We start from the raw sequence: 18,088 nt of genomic DNA, 5'->3' as shown, positions 1-18,088 counted from the left end.
GTCACGACGGGACACCTTGCAATACATGCAGACTTACGCATATATTCGGCGCATGGGCGCCGGACACGATCACAGCCACGGTGGGGCGGGCAGCGGGGACACCAAGGTCTCCCGCATGGTCATGGCGGCAGCGATCCTCACCGTCTTCTTCGTCATCGAGTTGACGACCGCGCTGGCCATCAACTCGATCGCGCTGCTCGCCGACGCCGGGCACATGCTGACCGACCTGGTCGCGATGTTCATGGGCCTGACCGCGGTGCTGCTCGCCCGGCGCGGCAGCACCTCCCCGTCGCGGACCTACGGCTGGCACCGCGCGGAGGTGTTCACCGCCGTCGCCAACGCGGTACTGCTGCTCGGCGTGGCAGCGTTCATCCTGTACGAAGCCTTCGAGCGACTCGGGGATGCGCCCGAGGTGCCCGGGGTACCGCTGATCGTCGTCGCCCTGGCCGGCCTGCTGGCCAACCTCGTGGTGGTGCTGCTGCTGCGTTCGCACTCCGCCCACAGCCTGGCGGTCAAGGGTGCCTACATGGAGGTGATGGCCGACACCCTGGGCAGCGTCGGGGTGCTCATCGCCGGCATCGTCACCGTCACCACCGGATGGCCCTACGCCGACGTGGTCGTCGCGGTGCTGGTCGCCCTGTGGGTGTTGCCCCGGGCGATCGCGCTGGCCCGGGCGGCGCTGCGGATCTTGTCGGAATCCTCGCCCGCCCATATCGACGTCGACGAACTGCGCTCCGCGCTACGCGCCGTGGACGGGGTGACCGAGGTCCACGATCTGCACGTGTGGACGCTGGTCCCGGGCAAGGACATGGTGACCGCCCATCTCACCAGCGACCGGGATTCCGCGCGGGTACTCGACGATGCGCGGGCCGTTCTGACCGCCCGCGGACTCGACCACGCCACGGTGCAGGTGGAACCGCCGGACACCGCCGCGCAATGCGAGTGCGAGAGCCGGAGCCGGTAGCCGGAGCCGCCCGAGCCGGTCAGCCCAACCCGAGTGCGGTGCGTGCCGCCGGATCGCAATCGTCGAGCAGATCCAGACAACGCTGGTATTCCGGCAGCTCACCGATCGCCTCGGCGGCCCGTGCCAGCGCCGCCACGCAACGCAGGAAACCTCGGTTGGGTTCGTGGCCGAAGGGGACCGGGCCGAAACCCTTCCAACCGTTGCGGCGCAACGCATCGAGACCCCGGTGATACCCGGTTCGGGCGTAGGCGTACGCGGTGACGGCCTGGTCGGCCTCCAGTGCCTGCTCGGCCAGCACCGCCCAGGCGATGGACGCCGCCGGATGTGCCGCGGCGACGATCGCGGGGTTCTCCGCGGCGTCCAGCTCGGCCTCCGCGGCCGGGTCGCCGGGTAGCAGCACTGGGTCCGGTCCGAGAAGATCACCCATCCGAGTCATGGCCCCATTGTGCAGTGCGGCTCTGCGCGGGCGTCACCGTGGATGGCTAAGCTCCGCGGTATGTCCAACGCTGGAGGGCCTGACGACCCGGACGAGAACACCGACGCGGGAGCCCTGTCCGATGACGGGTCCGCGGAGCGGGCCGACGGCCCGTCCGACGAGCAGGACCCGGCGGCCGCCGACGCGCAGACCGAAGTACTGCCGGGGAACGACCACGAACCCGCGACCGAGGTGTTCGCTCCCGCCGATCCGCAGGGCCCCGACCAGCCGAACCAGTCCGGTGACCGCCGGTTCACCGCACCCTCCGGATTCGACGCCGGCTCCACCACGATCATCAACCGGCCGCATGACCCGGCCACCGAGCAGTTCTCCGTCCACGATCCCGGCGCCGCCCCGACCGAGTCCTTCGCCGCCCAGAAAGCCGCTGCGCCGCAGATGATCCCGCCTCGCGGCGAGGCACCGAAAGCACTGAAGAAGAAGCGCAGCTGGGGCTGGGTGATCGCCATCGCCCTGGTGATCGCCGCGCTGGCGGCGGTCGCCATCCTCGGCACGGTGCTGCTGACCCGCGGCTCCGCACCCGGGGTGTCACAGGAGGACCGGGTCCGGTCCACGATCCAGAGCTATGACGCCGCGATCGAGAAGGGCGACCTCGCGACGCTGCGCAGCATCACCTGCGGCACGACCGCCGAGGCGTACAACAACCTCGACGACCGAAAGTGGGCCGAGACGCACCGGCGCGTCGCCGAGGCCGGCCGCTACCCCGTCGTCGCCAGCATCGACCAGGTCATCGTCAACGGCGACCACGCCGAGGCCAACGTCACGACCTTCATGGCGTTCGCGCCGCAGACCCGCTCAACCCGCAGCTTCGACCTGCAGTTCCGCGACGACGAATGGAAGATCTGCCAGGCACCCGCGTCCTGAGACCAGTGCCGTCCACCACAGTGCCGTCCACCACAGTGCCGTCCACCACAGTGCCGTCCACCGCAAAGGCGCCATATGACCTTCTCCATCTGCGCGTACGACCCGGCCACCGGACAGCTCGGTGTCGGTGCGATCACCGCCGTGCTCGGTGTCGGCAAACTGGTGTGCCATGCGAGGGCGGGCGTGGGCGCGGTCGCCTCGCAGGCCATGATGAACCCCTACCTGGCGGTGGACGGGCTGGAGCTGATGGCGTCGGGTCACACTGCGCAGGCGGCGCTCGACGAGGTCATCGGCCGCGACGACGGCCGACAGTACCGCCAGGTCGGAATCGTCGACGCGCACGGTGACACCGCGGCATGGACGGGCGCGAAAACCGAGGACTGGTCCGGACACCTTCAGCGGGGAACCGCTGTCGCACAGGGCAACCGACTGGTCGGGGCCGAGACGCTGGAGGCGACGCTGGGCGCGTACGCCGACCACGCCGACCTCGACCTCGCACACCGGATACTCAAGGCGCTGCAGGCCGGCGAATCCACCGGAGCGGACCGGAAGGGCTCCCTGTCGGGCGCCATCTATGTCGTCAGCACCGAGGACTACCCGCTCTGGGACGTCCGCATCGACCACGCAGACGACCCGGCCGCCGCGCTGGAGTCCCTGGTCGGCGAATTCGAGGAAGGTCTGCTGCCGCACATCGCCAAGATGCCGACGCGGCACGACTACGTCGGCGAGATGGCCCGCGAAGCGATGGCCGGCGAGTCCTGACCTTCGCCCCGGTCGGGGCTACCCGGACACGCTGCGACCCGCGCTGTGCAGGTCGTTGCAGGCCTCGACCACCCGCTCGGCCATCGAGGCCTCGGCCTTCTTGAAGTAGCTGCGCGGGTCGTAGACCTTCTTGTTGCCGACCTCGCCGTCGATTTTCAGCACCCCGTCGTAGTTGCTGAACATGTGCCCCACGATCGGGCGGGTGAACGCGTACTGGGTGTCGGTGTCGACGTTCATCTTCACCACGCCGTAGCGCAGCGAATCCTCGATCTCGGACTTCAAAGAGCCCGAGCCGCCGTGGAAGACGAAGTCGAAAGGTTTCGAACCCTCCTCCAGACCGAGCTTGGCCGCGGCGACCCGCTGCCCCTCGGCGAGCACCTCGGGCTTGAGCTTGACGTTGCCGGGCTTGTAGACGCCGTGGACGTTGCCGAACGTCGCGGCCAGCAGGTACCTGCCGTGCTCGCCGGCACCGAGCGCGTCGACGGTCTTCTCGAAATCCTCGGACGTGGTGTACAGCTTGTCGTTGATCTCGGCCTCGACGCCGTCCTCCTCACCGCCGACCACGCCGATCTCGATCTCCAGGATGATCTTGGCGGCCGCGGCCTGCTTGAGCAGTTCCTGCGCGATCGACAGGTTCTCGTCGATCGGGACCGCCGAGCCGTCCCACATGTGCGACTGGAACAACGGGTTGGCTCCCGCGCGCACCCGCTCCGACGAGATGTCCAGCAGCGGCCGGACGTAGCTGTCCAGCTTGTCCTTCGGGCAGTGGTCGGTGTGCAACGCCACCGTGATCGGGTACCGGGCCGCCACCACATGGGCGAACTCGGCCAGCGCCACCGCGCCGGTGACCATATCCTTGACGCCCAGACCCGAGGCGAATTCCGCACCGCCGGTGGAGAATTGGATGATGCCGTCGGAACCGGCGTCGGCGAACCCCTTGATCGCGGCGTTGACGCTCTCCGAGCCGACGCAGTTGATCGCGGGGAACGCGAACGAATGCTCCTTGGCGCGGCTGAGCATCTCTGCGTAGACCTCGGGCGTGGCGATGGGCATGAGCGGTCCTTTCCGAGACGGGCTTGCACCCGAGTATTTCAGGAAAGCGATTCCGGCGCGCTGGTCGGCTCGAGATCCTCGTCGGGCTCGCCAACGCCGTCGTTTGTTGCCATGATTCGCTGGTGGGGGTACTCGGACGCCAGGCGGAGTCCGCTGCCGTCGCGGAGTTCCTTGCCGCCACCGCACCCGCGGGCCTGGTGATCAGTGGTGAACGCGGCATCGGCAAGACCACGGTGTGGTGGGACGCCATCGAACAAGCCCGCGCTCTCGGCTGGCAAGTGCTGATGGCCCAACCTGTCGACGCCGAGTCGGAGCTCGCCTATCGAGGCCTGGCCGACCTACTCGCCTCCGTCGATGGCGGGCTGTTCGCCGTCTTGCCGAGCCCGCAGCGGGCGGCAATCGACCGTGTGCTTCTGCGCGGTAAGGCTACGGCCGCGCCGGCCGAATCCCGCGCGGTCGCCGCGGCCTTCCTCACCGTGATCGAGCAGTTGTCCGAGACAGCACCGGTGCTCATCGCCATCGACGACGTGCAGTGGCTAGACCGGTCCAGCGCGACGGCCGTAGCGTATGCAGCGCGTCGAATGTCGGGTGCGCAAGCTGTGTTGACCACGGTGCGCACCGGCAGCGACGCGTCCTGGCTGCAGCTGCCCCGCCCCGACGCCGTCCGGCAGATCACACTCGGCCCGTTGACCGTCGGCCTGCTGCACAAGATCGTCACCGAGCGGCTACACCGGTCATTTCCCCGCCCAACGATGGTGCGGATTGCCGAGTTGTCGAACGGGAATCCGTTCTACGCCATCGAGCTGGCCCGAGCGATGCCTGATCCTCGTGCCAGTGGCGATTTGACCCTTCCGACAACGTTGTCCGATCTGCTGCGCACCCGTCTCGACGGCCTCGACCCGGCAGTCAGCGAGCTTCTCCTGGCAGCCGCATGTGCGGAGGCACCTACCGCCGAGCTGATCGCGCGAGCCACCGGCAACAGCACGGCGCACGTCGACGAGTTACTCGCCGACGCCGAAGCCGACGGGATCGTTCACTTCGACGGCATCCGGCTGCGCTTCGACCACCCGACGTTGTCGGCCGGTATTCGCGCAGGCGTGAGCCCAGCTGAGCGCAGGGCCATGCATCGCCGGCTGGCCGACGTGGTGACCGAACCCGAGTTGCGCGCACGTCATCTCGCACTGTCGGCGGTTGCCGGGGACGAGACCACTTACGCCGCGCTCGACGCGGCGGCGCGATCGGCCAGTGCTCGCGGAGCACCGGCAGCGGCAGCCGAACTACTCGAGCTCGCGATCGGGCTGGGCGGCGACAGTGCCGAACGCCGCATCGAGCTGGCACGACACTGTTTTTACGCCGGCGACGCGGGACGCGCCCGCGAGCTGCTGGAGACGACCATCGCCCGGCTGGACGCGTGTCCCGAGCGGGCGGGGGCACTGGCCTTCCTCGGTGTGGTGCGGCTGTTCGACGAAAGCTTCGCGACCGCTGCCGAGGTGCTCGCACAGGCTCTGGCCGAAGCCGACGACGATGTCGGTCTGCGGGTGCACATTCGCATCACGCTGGCGTTCGCGTTGTTCAACGCCGGAACCGTGGACGCCGCGGTGGTCTGCTGCGACCGTGCGGTCGCGGATGCGGTCACCCTCGACGAGACCCCCGAGGCCGACGATGCGCTCAGCCGGGCGCTGAGTCTGCGCACGGTTCTGCGATTTCTGCGCGGAGACGGGCTCGACGAGACCGTTCTGCAGCGCGCTCTGGAGTTGGAGGACCGATCCGCGGCCACCCCTGTGGCGTTGTCTCCGTTCGCGCACTGCGCGACCTTGCGGGCATGTACCGGTGATCTCGACACTGCGGCCGCCATGCTCGCCGACGAGATGCGGCGCCGTCTGGAACGCGGTCAGGAGAGCGAACTCGTCTATATCGCTTTGCACGCGGTGCTCACCGATGTGTGGCGCGGAGACTTCGTCGCCGCGAGTCTGCTCAGCGAGGATTTCCTCGAGCACGCCGAGCAACTGGGCGGCGAGTTCCCCCGCGCGGTGGCGTTGACCTGCCGAGCCATTGTGGGGGGTCATCTCGGACTGCGAGAAGACGCCGAGCGAGACGCCGCCGAGGCGATCGCCCTGGCCCAGCGGAGCAGCGCTTCGAGGCTCGGTGAGTGGCCACGGATGGCACTGGGTTTCGTCGCGGTGTCCCGGGGCGATCACCACGCGGCGATAGCCGCCCTCGAGCCGCTGCGGGTTGCACTGTTGGCGGCGCCAGCGAACACCGAGATCATCACCGCGTGGTTCGTGCCCGACGCCGTCGAGGCACTGATCGGCGTCGGCCGCCTCATCGATGCCGAACCGCTCATCACCGCGCTGGAACGGAACGGACGTCGTCTGGACCGGGCGTGGATGTTGGCCTCCGGCGCGCGTGGACGTGCCATGCTCGAGGCTGCCTGCGGCAACCTCGAGGCCGCGGTCGACCACATGGGGCGGGCGATGACCGAGTACCAGCGGTTGTCGATGCCGTTCGACATCGCCAGAGCCCAACTGCTCGGCGGCCAACTCGCGCGACGCCAGCGCCGTGACCAGACCGCCGCTACCTTCTTCCGGCGAGCGCTGGAGACCTTCGAGAGCCTTGGCACCCCGCTGTGGGCCGACCGCGCCCGCGCCGAACTGGGACGCGCCAACGTCGGTCCACATTCGGCCGGCTCCCTGACGCCCTCCGAGCGACGGGTGGCCGAACTCGCCGCGTCCGGGATGACGAACCGCGCGGTGGCCTCCGCGTTGTTCATCAGTCCTAAGACCGTTGAGGCCAACCTCGCTCGCGTCTACCGAAAGCTCGGCATCCGGTCACGGGCAGAACTCGGCCATCTGATGGCTCAACTTCCTGATCCCACCGCAGCGAGCTGATGCACGCCCCGGCACAGTCGGTGAAGTAGGGAAACACCCTATTTAGTTGGCACGGGCTCGAGTGCCATCGTGAGGGTTCAGAGTTGCCGATCGCGACCACAGGAGATGTCATGCCCAAGTCATTGCAGCCGATGATTCGTGACAGCGCGACGATCCCGTCCCGTCAAGATCACCAACGACGATTGACATGCCTGGTGCCCAACGCATTTGCAGTAGCGGTTCTCGCTGCTGCGTTGCCCCTCGCATCACCGGAGGCCCACGCGTTGCCACAATTTCCCCTGGCACCTGCATGCAGCAGCTACTCCTACAACAGTCCTGCGATCGAGTTCGCGCAGGACAACAACGTGACGGTGGTGGTCGACAAGTCTGGCGACTTCTTCTCCGGTAAAGCCGGATACACGCAGAACGGAAGTGGGGTGTGGACCAACGGAACCGCCAACGGACGAATCAGTGGCCGCAACATCACCGTCGACTTCACATGGAGCAACGGCTTGACGACCCACTGGGACGGTTACATCGACGATAACCTCACCGCCCGAGGAACCGCCAAGAACAGCGAAGGTGCGGTCAATACCTGGTATTCGAAAGCCAAGTTCCATTGCGTCCCCGCCGCGACACCGCCTGCGCAGTCGTCAGGGCCGGTGGATAACCCTCCACCACCGGAAGAGCTGACAGCCACGGTGAACGCCGATACCGACCTCTACAACAAAGCTAATGACGACGGTGACGCCGTGGTCATCGGCCAGCTGAACGTCGGACAGGTGGTGAAGGTGCAGAGCGCATGCTCACCCAACGCGTGGTGCTTCTTAGTCGAGCCCAGGGGCGCGGCCTGGGGAAGAGATCTCACGAACAACTGATCGCGGAGGCGGCGTTCGGAGGCGCATGACGAATGGGCCTGCAACTGGTCCGCGGATGGTCGCTGCGGATCGGAAGTAAGGCGTTGAACCCTTGAATTAGCCAGCAGTACACGGGATTACCGTGCTGGCCATTCACCCGATTAGGTCGACCGATATGACACCAACCATCACACCGATGGGCCCTGGCGTACCGTGTTACCTGGTCGAATGGTACCAGCCTCCGATGTGCGACGCGGCGCTCACTAGGGCGGTGGCCCGACTGGAGGCCAGTGCCGCGATCATGGCTGCGCGCGGCGTTTCCGTAATGCTGTTGACCATAATCTCAGTTCCCTCCGACGAGGTGCTGTTCGGGATCTTCGCCGCCGACTCCGCCGAATCTGTCGACGAGACGTGCGATCGCGCAGGTCTGTCCGCATCGCGACTCGCGACTGCAACCGCAACGTCTGCGTCCCCCAATGGACCGACGACATTCTAGGACAGCGTCGAAGCCGTCACCGAACGGCTCTCGTAACCCCTCGTCGGCGCCTAAGCCTCGATCCACTGATGAATTGGCTGGTCAGTGAGTGTCGGAACGAGGAAAGTGCCCCTTGAGCTGGGATGATTGGTGTTCTCTAGGCATCAATCAGACCGGTTCAGAAAGGCACTTCCAGTGCAAGTGTCCCATAGGTTCGCCGTGTCCTCGGCAGTGTTCGACGATGCCCATCTCGTGTCGTGCGCTGGGCTTGTGCCGGTGATGACCTTGGCGGAGCAGTGCGGACTGACGGCGCTGCTGGAACGCAAGGTTCGGTTCACCTGCGAGCGGATCAAATCTGGTGCGGCCAATCCGTCACCCAAGCTGAGCACGCTGATCGCCGGGATGTGCGCCGGTGCAGACAGCATCGATGACCTCGACATCGTGCGCTGCGGCGGGATGAAAACGCTCTTCGACAGTGTGTATGCGCCATCCACGATCGGAACTTTGCTGCGGGAGTTCACCTTCGGTCACGCTCGCCAACTCGATGGTGTGCTGGGAGAACACCTGGGCGCACTCTGCGAGCGAGTGCCACTGCTGCCCGGTGCTCACGAACGGGCATACATCGACATCGACTCGCTGCTGCGCCCGGTCTATGGTCACGCCAAACAGGGCGCTTCCTACGGACACACCAAGATCGCCGGGAAACAGATCTTGCGCAAAGGTCTCTCACCGTTGGTGACCACCCTGAGCACCGACCACGGCGCTCCGGTGATCACCGGAGCCCGACTGCGGGCCGGAAAGACCAACTCTGGCAAGGGCGCAGCGAGCATGATCGCTGCGGCCGTGGCGACCGCCCGCGGGGCCGGAGTCAGTGGCCAGATCCTGGTCCGCGGCGACTCCGCCTACGGCACCAGCACCGTGGCCGCGGCCGCCCGCCGCGCCGGAGCCCGGTTCTCGCTGGTGCTGAACAAAACAACAACCGTGGCTGCGGCGATCGAGTCGATCCCCGAGAACGCCTGGACCCCCGTGTCCTACCCGGGTGCGGTCCGCGACCCCGACACCGGTGTCTGGATCTCCGATGCCGAAGTCGCCGAAATCGGCTACACCGCCTTCAGTTCCACCGAAACCCCGATCACCGCCCGCCTGATCGTGCGCCGCGTCAAAGACGCCCGCTACCCCGACGCGTTGTTCCCGGTGTGGCGGTATCACCCGTTCTTCACCGACTCCGACGAACCCATCGATGCCGCTGATATCACTCACCGCCGCCACGCGATCATCGAGACCGTGTTCTCAGATCTGATCGACGGACCCCTGGCCCACATGCCCTCAGGACACTTCGCCGCGAACTCAGCATGGATCCTGTGCGCGGCTATCGCCCACAACCTGCTGCGCGCCGCCGGCGTACTCGCCGGAGGAACCCACGCGGTGGCCCGCGGGGCCACCTTGCGCCGCACAATCGTCAACGTCGCGGCCCGGCTGGCCCGGCCCCAACGCCGACCGATCTTGCACCTACCAACACATTGGCCGTGGACAGACCAGTGGCTGGCACTGTGGCGCAACACCATCGGCTACAGCCCACCAGCAGCCACCCCCGCCTGACCACCGCCGAGAGGCCCGACCAGAAAACCACAGGAAAAGCTGGACAGACCAGCGACTACCTCGTGCTCACACCCCTGCAGACCGAAAAACAGCCACAACAGACACATCAACCACTTCAGTCCACGGATCGAGGCTAAGCACTACGGCGCTTGCTAACCGGCGAAATCCGGGCACAGATGTGTCGTGGCCGCGCTGACGAACAGGGCGCCTTGGCCGAACCGGTGCAGCGACTCCACCCGGCTCATCTCGTCAAGTACCGAGTTGAATCCCCATCGCAGACATAGGGAAACACCCTATTTTTCCGCTGACACGGGCGGCTTACGGTCGAGCCACTGAGTGAGTAGCCGGCGACGGACGAACACCCGAGGAGGCAGCCGTGATCCCCGTTCGAACCTCTAGATATGCAACCCCTGCAGTGGTTCTCGCGGGTGCGTGTGCACTGTCCGGCGTCACGGTGGCACCCGTCGCGCAGGCCAGCCCGCTCGACGGCATCCGAGCTGCCGTCAACGCGGCTCGCAGCGGCTCACCCTGCGGCCCTCTGAACTACAACATCGACCTCGAAGGCGAGGCGCAGCACAGGGTCGGCAACAGGCTGCCCGGGGTGCCCCCGGCAGGCCAGTACAGGGGCAGGATGTACCAAGGTCACGCCTCCTCCGATCCCACATCGAGAGCGACGGAGATCCTCGTCAACGAGATGCGCCCCCAGATCACCAACTGCAGCTACAAGGATTTCGGTGTAGGCATGGCCCGAGACGACGGCGAAGAGACGAGTTTCGTGAGCATTGCGCTGGGCGAGCCCCCTGCCGCGGCCCCGGAACCCGCGGGGAGGCCCATCAAATGCACCGGCGGCCCGACCATCCCGGCCGGCCAAACCTGTCCGCCCAAACCGCCTGCCCCTCCCGTCGAACAAGCGCCGACGAACGCCGTCACACTGGACATCAGGCGCGAGGGCTTACGCACCAAAGTAACCGTGGGAAACACGTCGAATCTGCGGGCACAGTGCACCTACAACGCCACGGAAGTGAACAGACTGGGCATTCCGGTCAACCGAGACTTCGAGGTCAACCCGAAGAGCACCACCCCTCTGGAGTTCCCAGCTCCGCTCATCGGGCAGACCTACACCGTCGTGGTGACATGCCGCGCCAATTTCAACGGCAAGGACATCGAGATCGGTCGGGTGCAGCAGGACTTTTCGAGCTTCTGACGACAATTTGGACCACGTTGCCGCGCCCTCCAGCCGGGAACTCCACCTGCCCGTTCACCGAGATGCGCCATACCGGTCTTGGGGCGCGAGACGGATGTCGGTCGCCGCGGTAAGCCGGTCGGCGGGCAAACCGGCGTGCCGACATACCTTCGAGACCAGGTCGGCTGAAGCGGCACAGAAGACCCCGAAGACCATCTCGTCGTTGGGGACCACGATCATGGACACCAATTGGACCGTTGGGCCCAGCGCCGATGCTGCTGCGGCACTCGATTGCAGGACAGCCGATGTCCGTTCGAGCGATCCCCGCACGACGGCGGGCAGGTACCACTCGACCAGATAGCACGGTTCTGGAGGACCCACAATCGGAGGCTATCGGGTCGCGCGGCCAGTTAAATCGGGCGAATCCCTATCCAGCGCGACCGAGCCGAGCGGCACCGGCTGTGACATGATCCTGGGGTGGCCGCGGGGGTGGTGAGCCGCGATGCCGAATGCGCGGCAGTCGCTGGGTTTCTCGATGCCGCGACCCACGAACCCAGCAGCCTGCTGATCGAAGGCGAGGCGGGAATCGGAAAGACCACCATTTGGCTGGCCGGCGTGGAGCAGGCCCGTGAGCGCGACTTTCAGGTGCTTGCCACCCGGCCGGCGCACACGGAATCGGTGTTGTCCTACGTTGCGCTGGCGGACCTACTGAGCCGTGTCGACGCGACGGTGCTGGACAGCCTGCCTGACCCGCAACGACTCGCGTTGGACCGGGTGTTGCTTCGGGGTGATACCGGTGACGCCCCGACCGATCCGCGGGCGGTGGCCGCGGCGTTCCTGTCGGTCATCGAGACGCTGGCAGAGGTCGGGCCGGTGTTGATCGCCATCGACGATCTGCAATGGCTCGATCACGCCAGCGCGGCCATCGTTTCCTACGCCGCGCGGCGGCTTTCGGGCGCGGTCGGGGTGCTGGCGGCGGTGCGCAGCGAGGCGACCCCCACCATCGATCTGATCGGGCAGCAGCTGCCCCGTCCGGACTCCAGCAGGCGCCTGCCGATCGGTCCGCTGAGCTTGGGGGCGCTACGGACCATCGTCGCGCAGCGGCTCGGTCTGTCGTTGCCGCGACCGGCACTGGTACGCATTCACGACATCTCCCGCGGAAACCCCTTTTACGCTCTGCAGCTGGCATATTCATCCCATGACGGCGAACTCTCTATGCAGACAACGCTTTCCGACCTGGTTCGGGACAGGATCGCCGGAGTCGGTGCGCAGGCGCAGGAAGCTCTGCTCACCGCCGCGTCTGCCGGGTCGCCGACCTTCGACCTCATTGCACGGGCAATAAAGGTCAGTGAATCTCGGGCGATGGAGATCCTCGACAAGGCAGAAGGCAAAGGGCTCATCCACTACGACGGACAGCGGGTGCTGTTCTCGCATCCGCTGCTGGCGGCCGGCATCTACGCCGTTGCATCTCCGGCCCAGCGGCGACAGACGCACGCCGTTCTCGCCGGGATCGTCACCGAACCCGAGCTGAAGGCCCGGCATCTCGCGCTCGCGGCGACCACCGCAGACGAGCAGACGCTGCGCTCACTGGACGCCGCCGCGCTGTCGGCGGCCAACCGAGGCGCGCCCGGCGCCGCCGCAGAGCTGCTCGACCTGGCGATCGGCCTCGGTGGCGACACTCCCGCGCGTCGCATCCGGGCAGCCGGGCATCACTTGCACGCCGCGAACTTCAACGAAGCAGCGACGCGGCTCAACCAGATCATCGACACGCTGCCACCTGGTCGGTCGCGCGCGGAAGCACTGACCCTGCTCGCCAAGGTCCGTACCGCCGAAGAGAACCTCGCAGAGGTAATCGCGGTTCTCACGCGCGTGCTGGCCGACTCCGCTGACGACCCCGCCCGACGCGCGCACGCCCTCATCCTGCTGTCTCACGCGCAACTCAATGCGGCCCAGTTCGACGAGTCGGCCTGCAGCATCGACGAAGCCGTCACGCTCGCCACCGAACTGGACCGAACCGACCTACTGAGTGCTGCCCTGGCCCTGCACGCGATGCAGAACTTCGCCTCCGGGCATGGTTTCGACGACGAGACAATGTCCCGCGCCCTTGCGCTTGAGGATGGTGCGTCCGACATTCCTCTGGTGCTGCGGGCACCCGTCAACAATGCACTCCTCTTGGCGTGGACGGGCCAGCTTCAGCGTGGGCACGATGCGATGATGGCCGTGCGGCGACAGTCGCTGGACCGAGGCGAGGAGCACGAGCTTGCCATCCTCGACTTTCATTGCTTCCTGATGGCTCTCTGGCGCGGTGACCTGGCAGATGCCGGCTTGCTGGCCGAGGACGCGCTCGAACGGGCGAACGCCCTGGGCGACCCGGAGCCCGTGTGCATCGGTTTGACGACGCGGGCCACTCTTGCCGCCTACGCCGGCCACGAACAGCGGGCCAGGGACGACGTCGCGGAGGCGTTGGTGCAGTTGCAACTGCTCGGCACACCCCCGATGACTCGATACCCGCTCGCGATGCTGGCCTTTCTGGAGGTGTCCCTGGGCAACCACGCCGCCGCGCTCAGCGCGCTAGAGCCGGCGTTGGCGCTGATCGACTCGACACCCATGGCGCTGGAAATCATGATCGGTCTGTTCGTTCCGGACGCCGCCGAGGCGATGGTCGCCGTGGGGCGTCTCGACGACGCCGAACGGCTGATCGAACGGTTCCTCGACGACGGCCGACGGTTGGACCGGGCATGGATTCTGGCCTGCGGCGGACGCTGCCGCGCGATGCTGCTCGCTGCCCGCGGTGACGTCGACGCCGCGGCCAACGCTGCCCAGCTGGCGATGCTCGATCACCAGCGGCTGCCCATGCCGTTCGAACGCGCCCGAACGCAACTTCTGGTCGGCCAACTCGAACGCCGGCAACGGCACAACCAGGCCGCCTCCGCCGCGCTCAACGAGGCACTGCAGACCTTCGAGCAACTCGGCACCCCGCTGTGGGCCGAACGCGCCCGCACCGAGTTGGGCCGTGCCAACGTCGGCCCGCACCGCGACGCCACCCTGACCCCTTCCGAGCAACGGGTCGCCGAACTCGCAGCATCCGGCATGACCAACCGCGACGTCGCCGCCGCCCTGTTCATCAGCCCGAAGACTGTGGAGGCCAACCTCTCTCGGATCTATCGCAAGCTCGGCATCAACTCGCGGGCCGCACTCGGCCGACGGATGGCCGAGGAATTGGGAGACTCCTAACCGGCGAAATCGGGACACAGATGAGTCGTGGCCGCGCTGACGAACAGCGTGCCCTGCTGAAACTGATAGCGCGATTCCACCCGGCCCATCTCGTCGAGCACCGGCACACCACCACGCAGGTCTGCGCACGCGGCGAAGCCCGCGGCGATGACTTCGTCGGCGTTCTTGCCCGGCAGCCAGGCGTCGTTGATAACGAGTTCCTCCAGGAAGGTTGCCGGGTCAGCCGCAGCGCTCGGGGCGCACACCAGCATGCTGGCACCGCACGTGATCGCGGCGGCTACCAGCCAGTGAAATCTGGGCATCATGATTCTCGTTCCTCCAGGCGCGGGATTGCGTTGCCATCGGTGCGGCCGACGCTATCCGCCCGGACTGGGACTTAAATCGGGTGTTTCCCTATCACTGCCCCAACAGAAGAACGCCAGAAGAGTAGGGAAACACCCTATTTAGTCGCCGGTGATCAACGGCTTACGGTCGACCCACTGGGACTTATCCGAGGGGAATAGCCGTGACCATGACTCGCACCACTGTATCCATCGCATCCGCAACGCTTTTCGCGGCAACGTGGGCGGTGTCCGCAGTAGCGGTGGCGCCAGTGGCGTACGCCAGCCCGCTCGACGGGATCCGCGCCGCCGTCAACGCCATGCGCAGCGAGTCGCCGTGCGGAGCGCTGACTTACAACATCGACCTCGAGGGCAACGCGCAGGCGGCGGCGGGCAACACCCTGCCAGGAGTACCTCCCGCCGGCCGCTACCAGGGCAGAACCGAGGCGAAAATGGCGACCAATGACCCCACATCCGCCGCTATCCGTCACCTCATCTCGGACATGCGGAGTTCAATCATGAACTGCGCCTACAAAGACTTCGGAGTGGGCATGGCGCGACGAGATGATCGAAGCAGTGTCGTCCTCGTCCTCGGCGAGCCACCCGCCGCCGCACCCGTTCCGGCGCCGGTCCCGGACCAGAGGCCGATCAAATGCACCGGCGGCCCGACCATCCCGGCCGGCCAAACCTGTCCGCCCAAACCGCCGCCGGCGGAGATGGCGCCGACAAACGCCGTCACGCTGGATATCCGGCGCGAGGGCTTGCGCACCAAAGTGACTGTGGGAAACACGTCGAATCTGCGGGCGCAATGCACCTACAACGCCACGGAAGTGAACGGACTGGGCATTCCAGTCAGCCGCGACTTCGAGGTCAACCCGAAGAGCACCACCCCGCTGGAGTTCCCAGCTCCGCTCATCGGGCAGACCTACACCGTCGTGGTGACGTGTAATGCCGACTTCAACGGTAAGAATGTCGAAATAGGTCGTGTGCAGCAGGACTTTTCGAGCTTTTAGAACTTCGTCGCGGCGCACCGGTGGGTGAGCGTCAGCGCGGGATCTGGTGACCGATCTTGCGGGCCAAGTCGACGGCGGCGGCGTTGGCCTCGTCCGCGGACATTGACAGGACGGCGACCTGAACCATGTTGTTGCGGCCGCCGGCCGCGAACTCGACCTGTCCGGGCACCAAGAACCGCATGCCGTCCGGACCCGGTGTACCAACGTCGGGAAAACCGGGCTCCGGCGGCGGCAGGGTGTTGTTCACCGCCGAACCCGGATTGCCGACCTCTATCGCGATGGACTCGTCATTGTCCGGGTTCTCCCAGAGACATCCCGGCATCGTGGGGTCGTTGGAGGTGGACCGCCCGTCGATCGCCGCACCCAGCAGCGCCGAGACATCCTGGGCCGACAGCAGCGCGCACGCGTCGATGGTGGCAGAGCCGGCGGCCACCGACGCGGTCTGCGACGGGTCGGCCTCGGCGTTCCCGTCACCGGGGGTGTGTTGCGCACCGCAACCCGCCACGGCGAGAAGTGACACCCACAGCACGGCAGCGCGCGAGGCATTCGCATGGTCGGTCATCGGTCCGACGCTAGCGTCGACCCACGCGCGAGAAATCGGGTGTTTCCCTATGCCGCGCCCGTCATCGGGCGCGGCTCACACGGTCAGCACCCTGCGATAGCGGGCCCGTCCCTCCTCCATCGCGGCGTAGGCCTGCGCGGCCTCGGCCAGCGGCTGCTCCTCGACGACCGCACGCACCCCGGATTCGACCGCGAACGCCATCGTCTCCTCGACGTCGCGGGAGGTGCCCGACGGGTGACCGGTCACCGAGATGCCGGAGTTGATCAGTTGCAGCGGTGAGATCGGCAGCGGGTCCGCGGTCACCCCGACGATCACCAGCTCCCCCTCGGGCCCCAGACCGCCGACGGTGTCGGCCATCGCCTGCGAGTTCGCCGCCGTGGCCAGCACCACCGCCGCCCCACCCAGGTCCTGCAATCCGGCGCTGACGTCACCGGCCGTCGAGTCGAGGTAGTGGTGCGCGCCCAGGGCACGGGCGTCAGCCTCCTTGGCCGCGCCGCGCGCGATCGCGACCGTCTCGAAACCCATCGCCCGCGCCCATTGGACACCCAGGTGGCCCAGGCCGCCGATCCCGAGCACCGCGACCAGGTCGCCGGCTCTGGCCCGCGTCTTGCGCAGCGCGTTGAACGTCGTCACGCCGGCACACCCCATCGGGGCCGCCTCCACGAACGACAGCCCGGCGGGTATCCGCGCCAGCGCCGTCGCGGGGGCCGTGACCGATTCGGCATAGCCACCCGGATACTGCCAACTCGGCACCTGCAGGTTCTGGCACTGCATGAACTTGCCCTTGCGGCACGGCACGCAGTGCGTGCAGTTGCCGCCGAACCATCCGACGGCCACCCGGTCGCCGGCGCTGAACCCCTCGACGCCGTCCCCGACCTCGGCCACCGTGCCGGCGATCTCGTGGCCGGGGGTCAGCGGCCAGGTCAGGCCGGGAAAGTTCCCGGTGACGAAAGCGTGGTCGGTGCCGCACACCCCGCAGGCGGCGACCTGGATACGAACGTGACCCGGCGGCGGATTCTGCGTCGGGACCTCGGTGAGGGTGAGTGTGTCGTGGGCGGAGGCGACCTGTACAGCCCGATGTGTCGGCATCACCGAACCCTAGGCCGCGAGCGTGGATACCGGGGTGTAGATCACACGGCGGTAACCTGAGAAGCCGTGGTCGTCGACAATCTCGCCCTGATGCCGGGCTTCCTGGAGCCGGTCAACCTGCTCAACTCGTTCGGGACCTGGACGCTGGCCGGGCTGTTGCTCGTCGTTTTCGTCGAGTCCGGATTGCTCTTCCCGCTGCTGCCCGGCGATTCTTTGCTGTTCACCGCGGGTCTGGTCGCGGCGGGCGGTTCCGAGGAGATACCGCCGTTCGCCCCGCTGTGGGTACTGATGGTCGCCATCCCGATCGCGGGCATCCTCGGTGATCAGGTCGGCTTCAACATCGGCCGGCTCGGCGGCGAGCGGCTGTTCACCGAGGACGCTCGGGTGTTCAAGCAGCGCTACCTCGACGAGTCGCAGAAATTCTTCGAGAAGTACGGTCCGGCGACGATCTTCCTGGCGCGCTTCGTGCCGGTCGTGCGGACCTACGCACCGCTGGTTGCCGGGGCCTCGCGCATGCGCTACCGCACGTTCCTCATGTGGAACGTCGCCGGCGGCGTCGTGTGGGGTGCCGGGCTGACGCTTCTGGGCTACCTGCTGGGCCAGATCGGCTTCATCCGCGACCACGTGGACGTCATCGTTATCGCCATCGTCGTGCTGTCGGTCGTGCCGATCGTCCTCGAGGTGACGCGGCGACACTCGCGCAGCAAGGACGACGATTCCACCTACGAGCCGACCTCCTAGCACGGCGGCAAT

At 66.9% G+C, this 18,088-nt stretch carries 16 protein-coding genes; 10 read left to right on the top strand and 6 right to left on the bottom strand.

Annotated features, from left to right (window positions below; translation table 11 throughout):
* Positions 1-52: 52 nt before the first annotated feature.
* Positions 53-964: a cation diffusion facilitator family transporter gene (locus ACNUDN_RS02600; RefSeq protein WP_419120495.1), complete on the top strand. Its 912-nt coding sequence runs from the start codon at positions 53-55 to the stop codon at positions 962-964.
* Positions 965-983: 19 nt separating this feature from the next.
* Here ACNUDN_RS02600 and ACNUDN_RS02595 read toward each other — a convergent pair whose 3' ends face one another.
* A complete protein-coding gene (locus ACNUDN_RS02595) occupies positions 984-1,400 on the bottom strand; it encodes a DUF3151 domain-containing protein (protein WP_419120494.1) in 417 nt (138 codons plus the stop codon).
* Between the two features lie 60 nt (positions 1,401-1,460).
* Between ACNUDN_RS02595 and ACNUDN_RS02590 the strand changes: the two genes are divergently transcribed.
* Both ACNUDN_RS02590 and ACNUDN_RS02585 read left to right on the top strand, forming a co-directional pair.
* Entirely contained in the window at positions 1,461-2,321 is an 861-nt protein-coding gene (locus ACNUDN_RS02590; protein ID WP_419120493.1) for an Rv0361 family membrane protein, read from the top strand.
* A gap of 75 nt (positions 2,322-2,396) precedes the next feature.
* Positions 2,397-3,083, top strand: coding sequence for a DUF1028 domain-containing protein (locus ACNUDN_RS02585; protein ID WP_419120492.1), 687 nt, complete (start codon positions 2,397-2,399; stop codon positions 3,081-3,083).
* Between the two features lie 18 nt (positions 3,084-3,101).
* Here the strand turns inward: ACNUDN_RS02585 and fbaA are convergent, their stop codons facing one another.
* Positions 3,102-4,136, bottom strand: a complete 1,035-nt coding sequence (gene fbaA / locus ACNUDN_RS02580; RefSeq protein WP_419120491.1) for a class II fructose-bisphosphate aldolase — start codon at positions 4,134-4,136, stop codon at positions 3,102-3,104.
* Between the two features lie 122 nt (positions 4,137-4,258).
* On the opposite strand from fbaA, the gene ACNUDN_RS02575 reads away from it, so the two are divergent.
* The 4 genes from ACNUDN_RS02575 to ACNUDN_RS02560 all read left to right on the top strand — a co-directional run bounded on the left by ACNUDN_RS02575 (position 4,259) and on the right by ACNUDN_RS02560 (position 11,138).
* Entirely contained in the window at positions 4,259-7,024 is a 2,766-nt protein-coding gene (locus ACNUDN_RS02575; RefSeq protein WP_419120490.1) for a helix-turn-helix transcriptional regulator, read from the top strand.
* 110 nt (positions 7,025-7,134) lie between these two features.
* Entirely contained in the window at positions 7,135-7,881 is a 747-nt protein-coding gene (locus ACNUDN_RS02570; protein WP_419120489.1) for a hypothetical protein, read from the top strand.
* 649 nt (positions 7,882-8,530) lie between these two features.
* Complete coding sequence (locus tag ACNUDN_RS02565; protein ID WP_419120488.1) at positions 8,531-9,934, top strand: IS1380 family transposase; 1,404 nt, start codon at positions 8,531-8,533, stop codon at positions 9,932-9,934.
* Positions 9,935-10,310: 376 nt separating this feature from the next.
* Positions 10,311-11,138 (top strand): spore germination YkwD domain-containing protein, encoded by an 828-nt coding sequence (locus ACNUDN_RS02560; protein ID WP_419120487.1) that lies wholly within the window; start codon positions 10,311-10,313, stop codon positions 11,136-11,138.
* 54 nt (positions 11,139-11,192) lie between these two features.
* Here the strand turns inward: ACNUDN_RS02560 and ACNUDN_RS02555 are convergent, their stop codons facing one another.
* A complete protein-coding gene (locus ACNUDN_RS02555; protein WP_419120486.1) occupies positions 11,193-11,498 on the bottom strand; it encodes a nickel-binding protein in 306 nt (101 codons plus the stop codon).
* A gap of 96 nt (positions 11,499-11,594) precedes the next feature.
* Between ACNUDN_RS02555 and ACNUDN_RS02550 the strand changes: the two genes are divergently transcribed.
* The gene (locus ACNUDN_RS02550) at positions 11,595-14,351 is read left to right on the top strand and encodes an AAA family ATPase (RefSeq protein WP_419120485.1); all 2,757 of its coding nucleotides are present in this window, start codon (positions 11,595-11,597) and stop codon (positions 14,349-14,351) included.
* Here ACNUDN_RS02550 and ACNUDN_RS02545 read toward each other — a convergent pair.
* Complete coding sequence (locus tag ACNUDN_RS02545) at positions 14,348-14,653, bottom strand: DUF732 domain-containing protein (RefSeq protein WP_419120484.1); 306 nt, start codon at positions 14,651-14,653, stop codon at positions 14,348-14,350. The two genes, ACNUDN_RS02550 and ACNUDN_RS02545, sit on opposite strands and share 4 nt — an antisense overlap.
* 209 nt (positions 14,654-14,862) lie before the next feature.
* Here ACNUDN_RS02545 and ACNUDN_RS02540 point away from each other — a divergent pair, with 209 nt between their 5' ends.
* Positions 14,863-15,684 (top strand): CAP domain-containing protein, encoded by an 822-nt coding sequence (locus ACNUDN_RS02540; protein WP_498450144.1) that lies wholly within the window; start codon positions 14,863-14,865, stop codon positions 15,682-15,684.
* A gap of 31 nt (positions 15,685-15,715) precedes the next feature.
* Here ACNUDN_RS02540 and ACNUDN_RS02535 read toward each other — a convergent pair whose 3' ends face one another.
* The gene (locus tag ACNUDN_RS02535; protein WP_419120482.1) at positions 15,716-16,246 is read right to left on the bottom strand and encodes a DUF3558 family protein; all 531 of its coding nucleotides are present in this window, start codon (positions 16,244-16,246) and stop codon (positions 15,716-15,718) included.
* Positions 16,247-16,321: 75 nt separating this feature from the next.
* Positions 16,322-17,335 (bottom strand): alcohol dehydrogenase catalytic domain-containing protein, encoded by a 1,014-nt coding sequence (locus ACNUDN_RS02530; RefSeq protein WP_419120481.1) that lies wholly within the window; start codon positions 17,333-17,335, stop codon positions 16,322-16,324.
* Positions 17,336-17,425: 90 nt separating this feature from the next.
* On the opposite strand from ACNUDN_RS02530, the gene ACNUDN_RS02525 reads away from it, so the two are divergent.
* Entirely contained in the window at positions 17,426-18,076 is a 651-nt protein-coding gene (locus ACNUDN_RS02525; protein WP_419124983.1) for a VTT domain-containing protein, read from the top strand.
* Positions 18,077-18,088: the final 12 nt, after the last annotated feature.

Source organism: Mycobacterium sp. smrl_JER01, assembly GCF_048513595.2.
Lineage (GTDB): Bacteria > Actinomycetota > Actinomycetes > Mycobacteriales > Mycobacteriaceae > Mycobacterium.
Note: the sequence above shows the minus strand (reverse complement) of the source record. Positions and strands in the feature narration are given on the sequence as shown.

What these genes read in the sequence shown, in the direction of transcription:
- ACNUDN_RS02570 (WP_419120489.1), top strand. Translation starts at nt 7,135, where the DNA reads ATGCCCAAGTCATTGCAGCCGATGATTCGTGACAGCGCGACGATCCCG.
- ACNUDN_RS02545 (WP_419120484.1), bottom strand. Translation starts at nt 14,653, where the DNA reads ATGCCCAGATTTCACTGGCTGGTAGCCGCCGCGATCACGTGCGGTGCC.
- ACNUDN_RS02600 (WP_419120495.1), top strand. Translation starts at nt 53, where the DNA reads ATGGGCGCCGGACACGATCACAGCCACGGTGGGGCGGGCAGCGGGGAC.
- ACNUDN_RS02585 (WP_419120492.1), top strand. Translation starts at nt 2,397, where the DNA reads ATGACCTTCTCCATCTGCGCGTACGACCCGGCCACCGGACAGCTCGGT.
- ACNUDN_RS02540 (WP_498450144.1), top strand. Translation starts at nt 14,863, where the DNA reads ATGACTCGCACCACTGTATCCATCGCATCCGCAACGCTTTTCGCGGCA.
- fbaA (WP_419120491.1), bottom strand. Translation starts at nt 4,136, where the DNA reads ATGCCCATCGCCACGCCCGAGGTCTACGCAGAGATGCTCAGCCGCGCC.
- ACNUDN_RS02525 (WP_419124983.1), top strand. Translation starts at nt 17,426, where the DNA reads ATGCCGGGCTTCCTGGAGCCGGTCAACCTGCTCAACTCGTTCGGGACC.
- ACNUDN_RS02595 (WP_419120494.1), bottom strand. Translation starts at nt 1,400, where the DNA reads ATGACTCGGATGGGTGATCTTCTCGGACCGGACCCAGTGCTGCTACCC.
- ACNUDN_RS02530 (WP_419120481.1), bottom strand. Translation starts at nt 17,335, where the DNA reads ATGCCGACACATCGGGCTGTACAGGTCGCCTCCGCCCACGACACACTC.
- ACNUDN_RS02590 (WP_419120493.1), top strand. Translation starts at nt 1,461, where the DNA reads ATGTCCAACGCTGGAGGGCCTGACGACCCGGACGAGAACACCGACGCG.
- ACNUDN_RS02535 (WP_419120482.1), bottom strand. Translation starts at nt 16,246, where the DNA reads ATGACCGACCATGCGAATGCCTCGCGCGCTGCCGTGCTGTGGGTGTCA.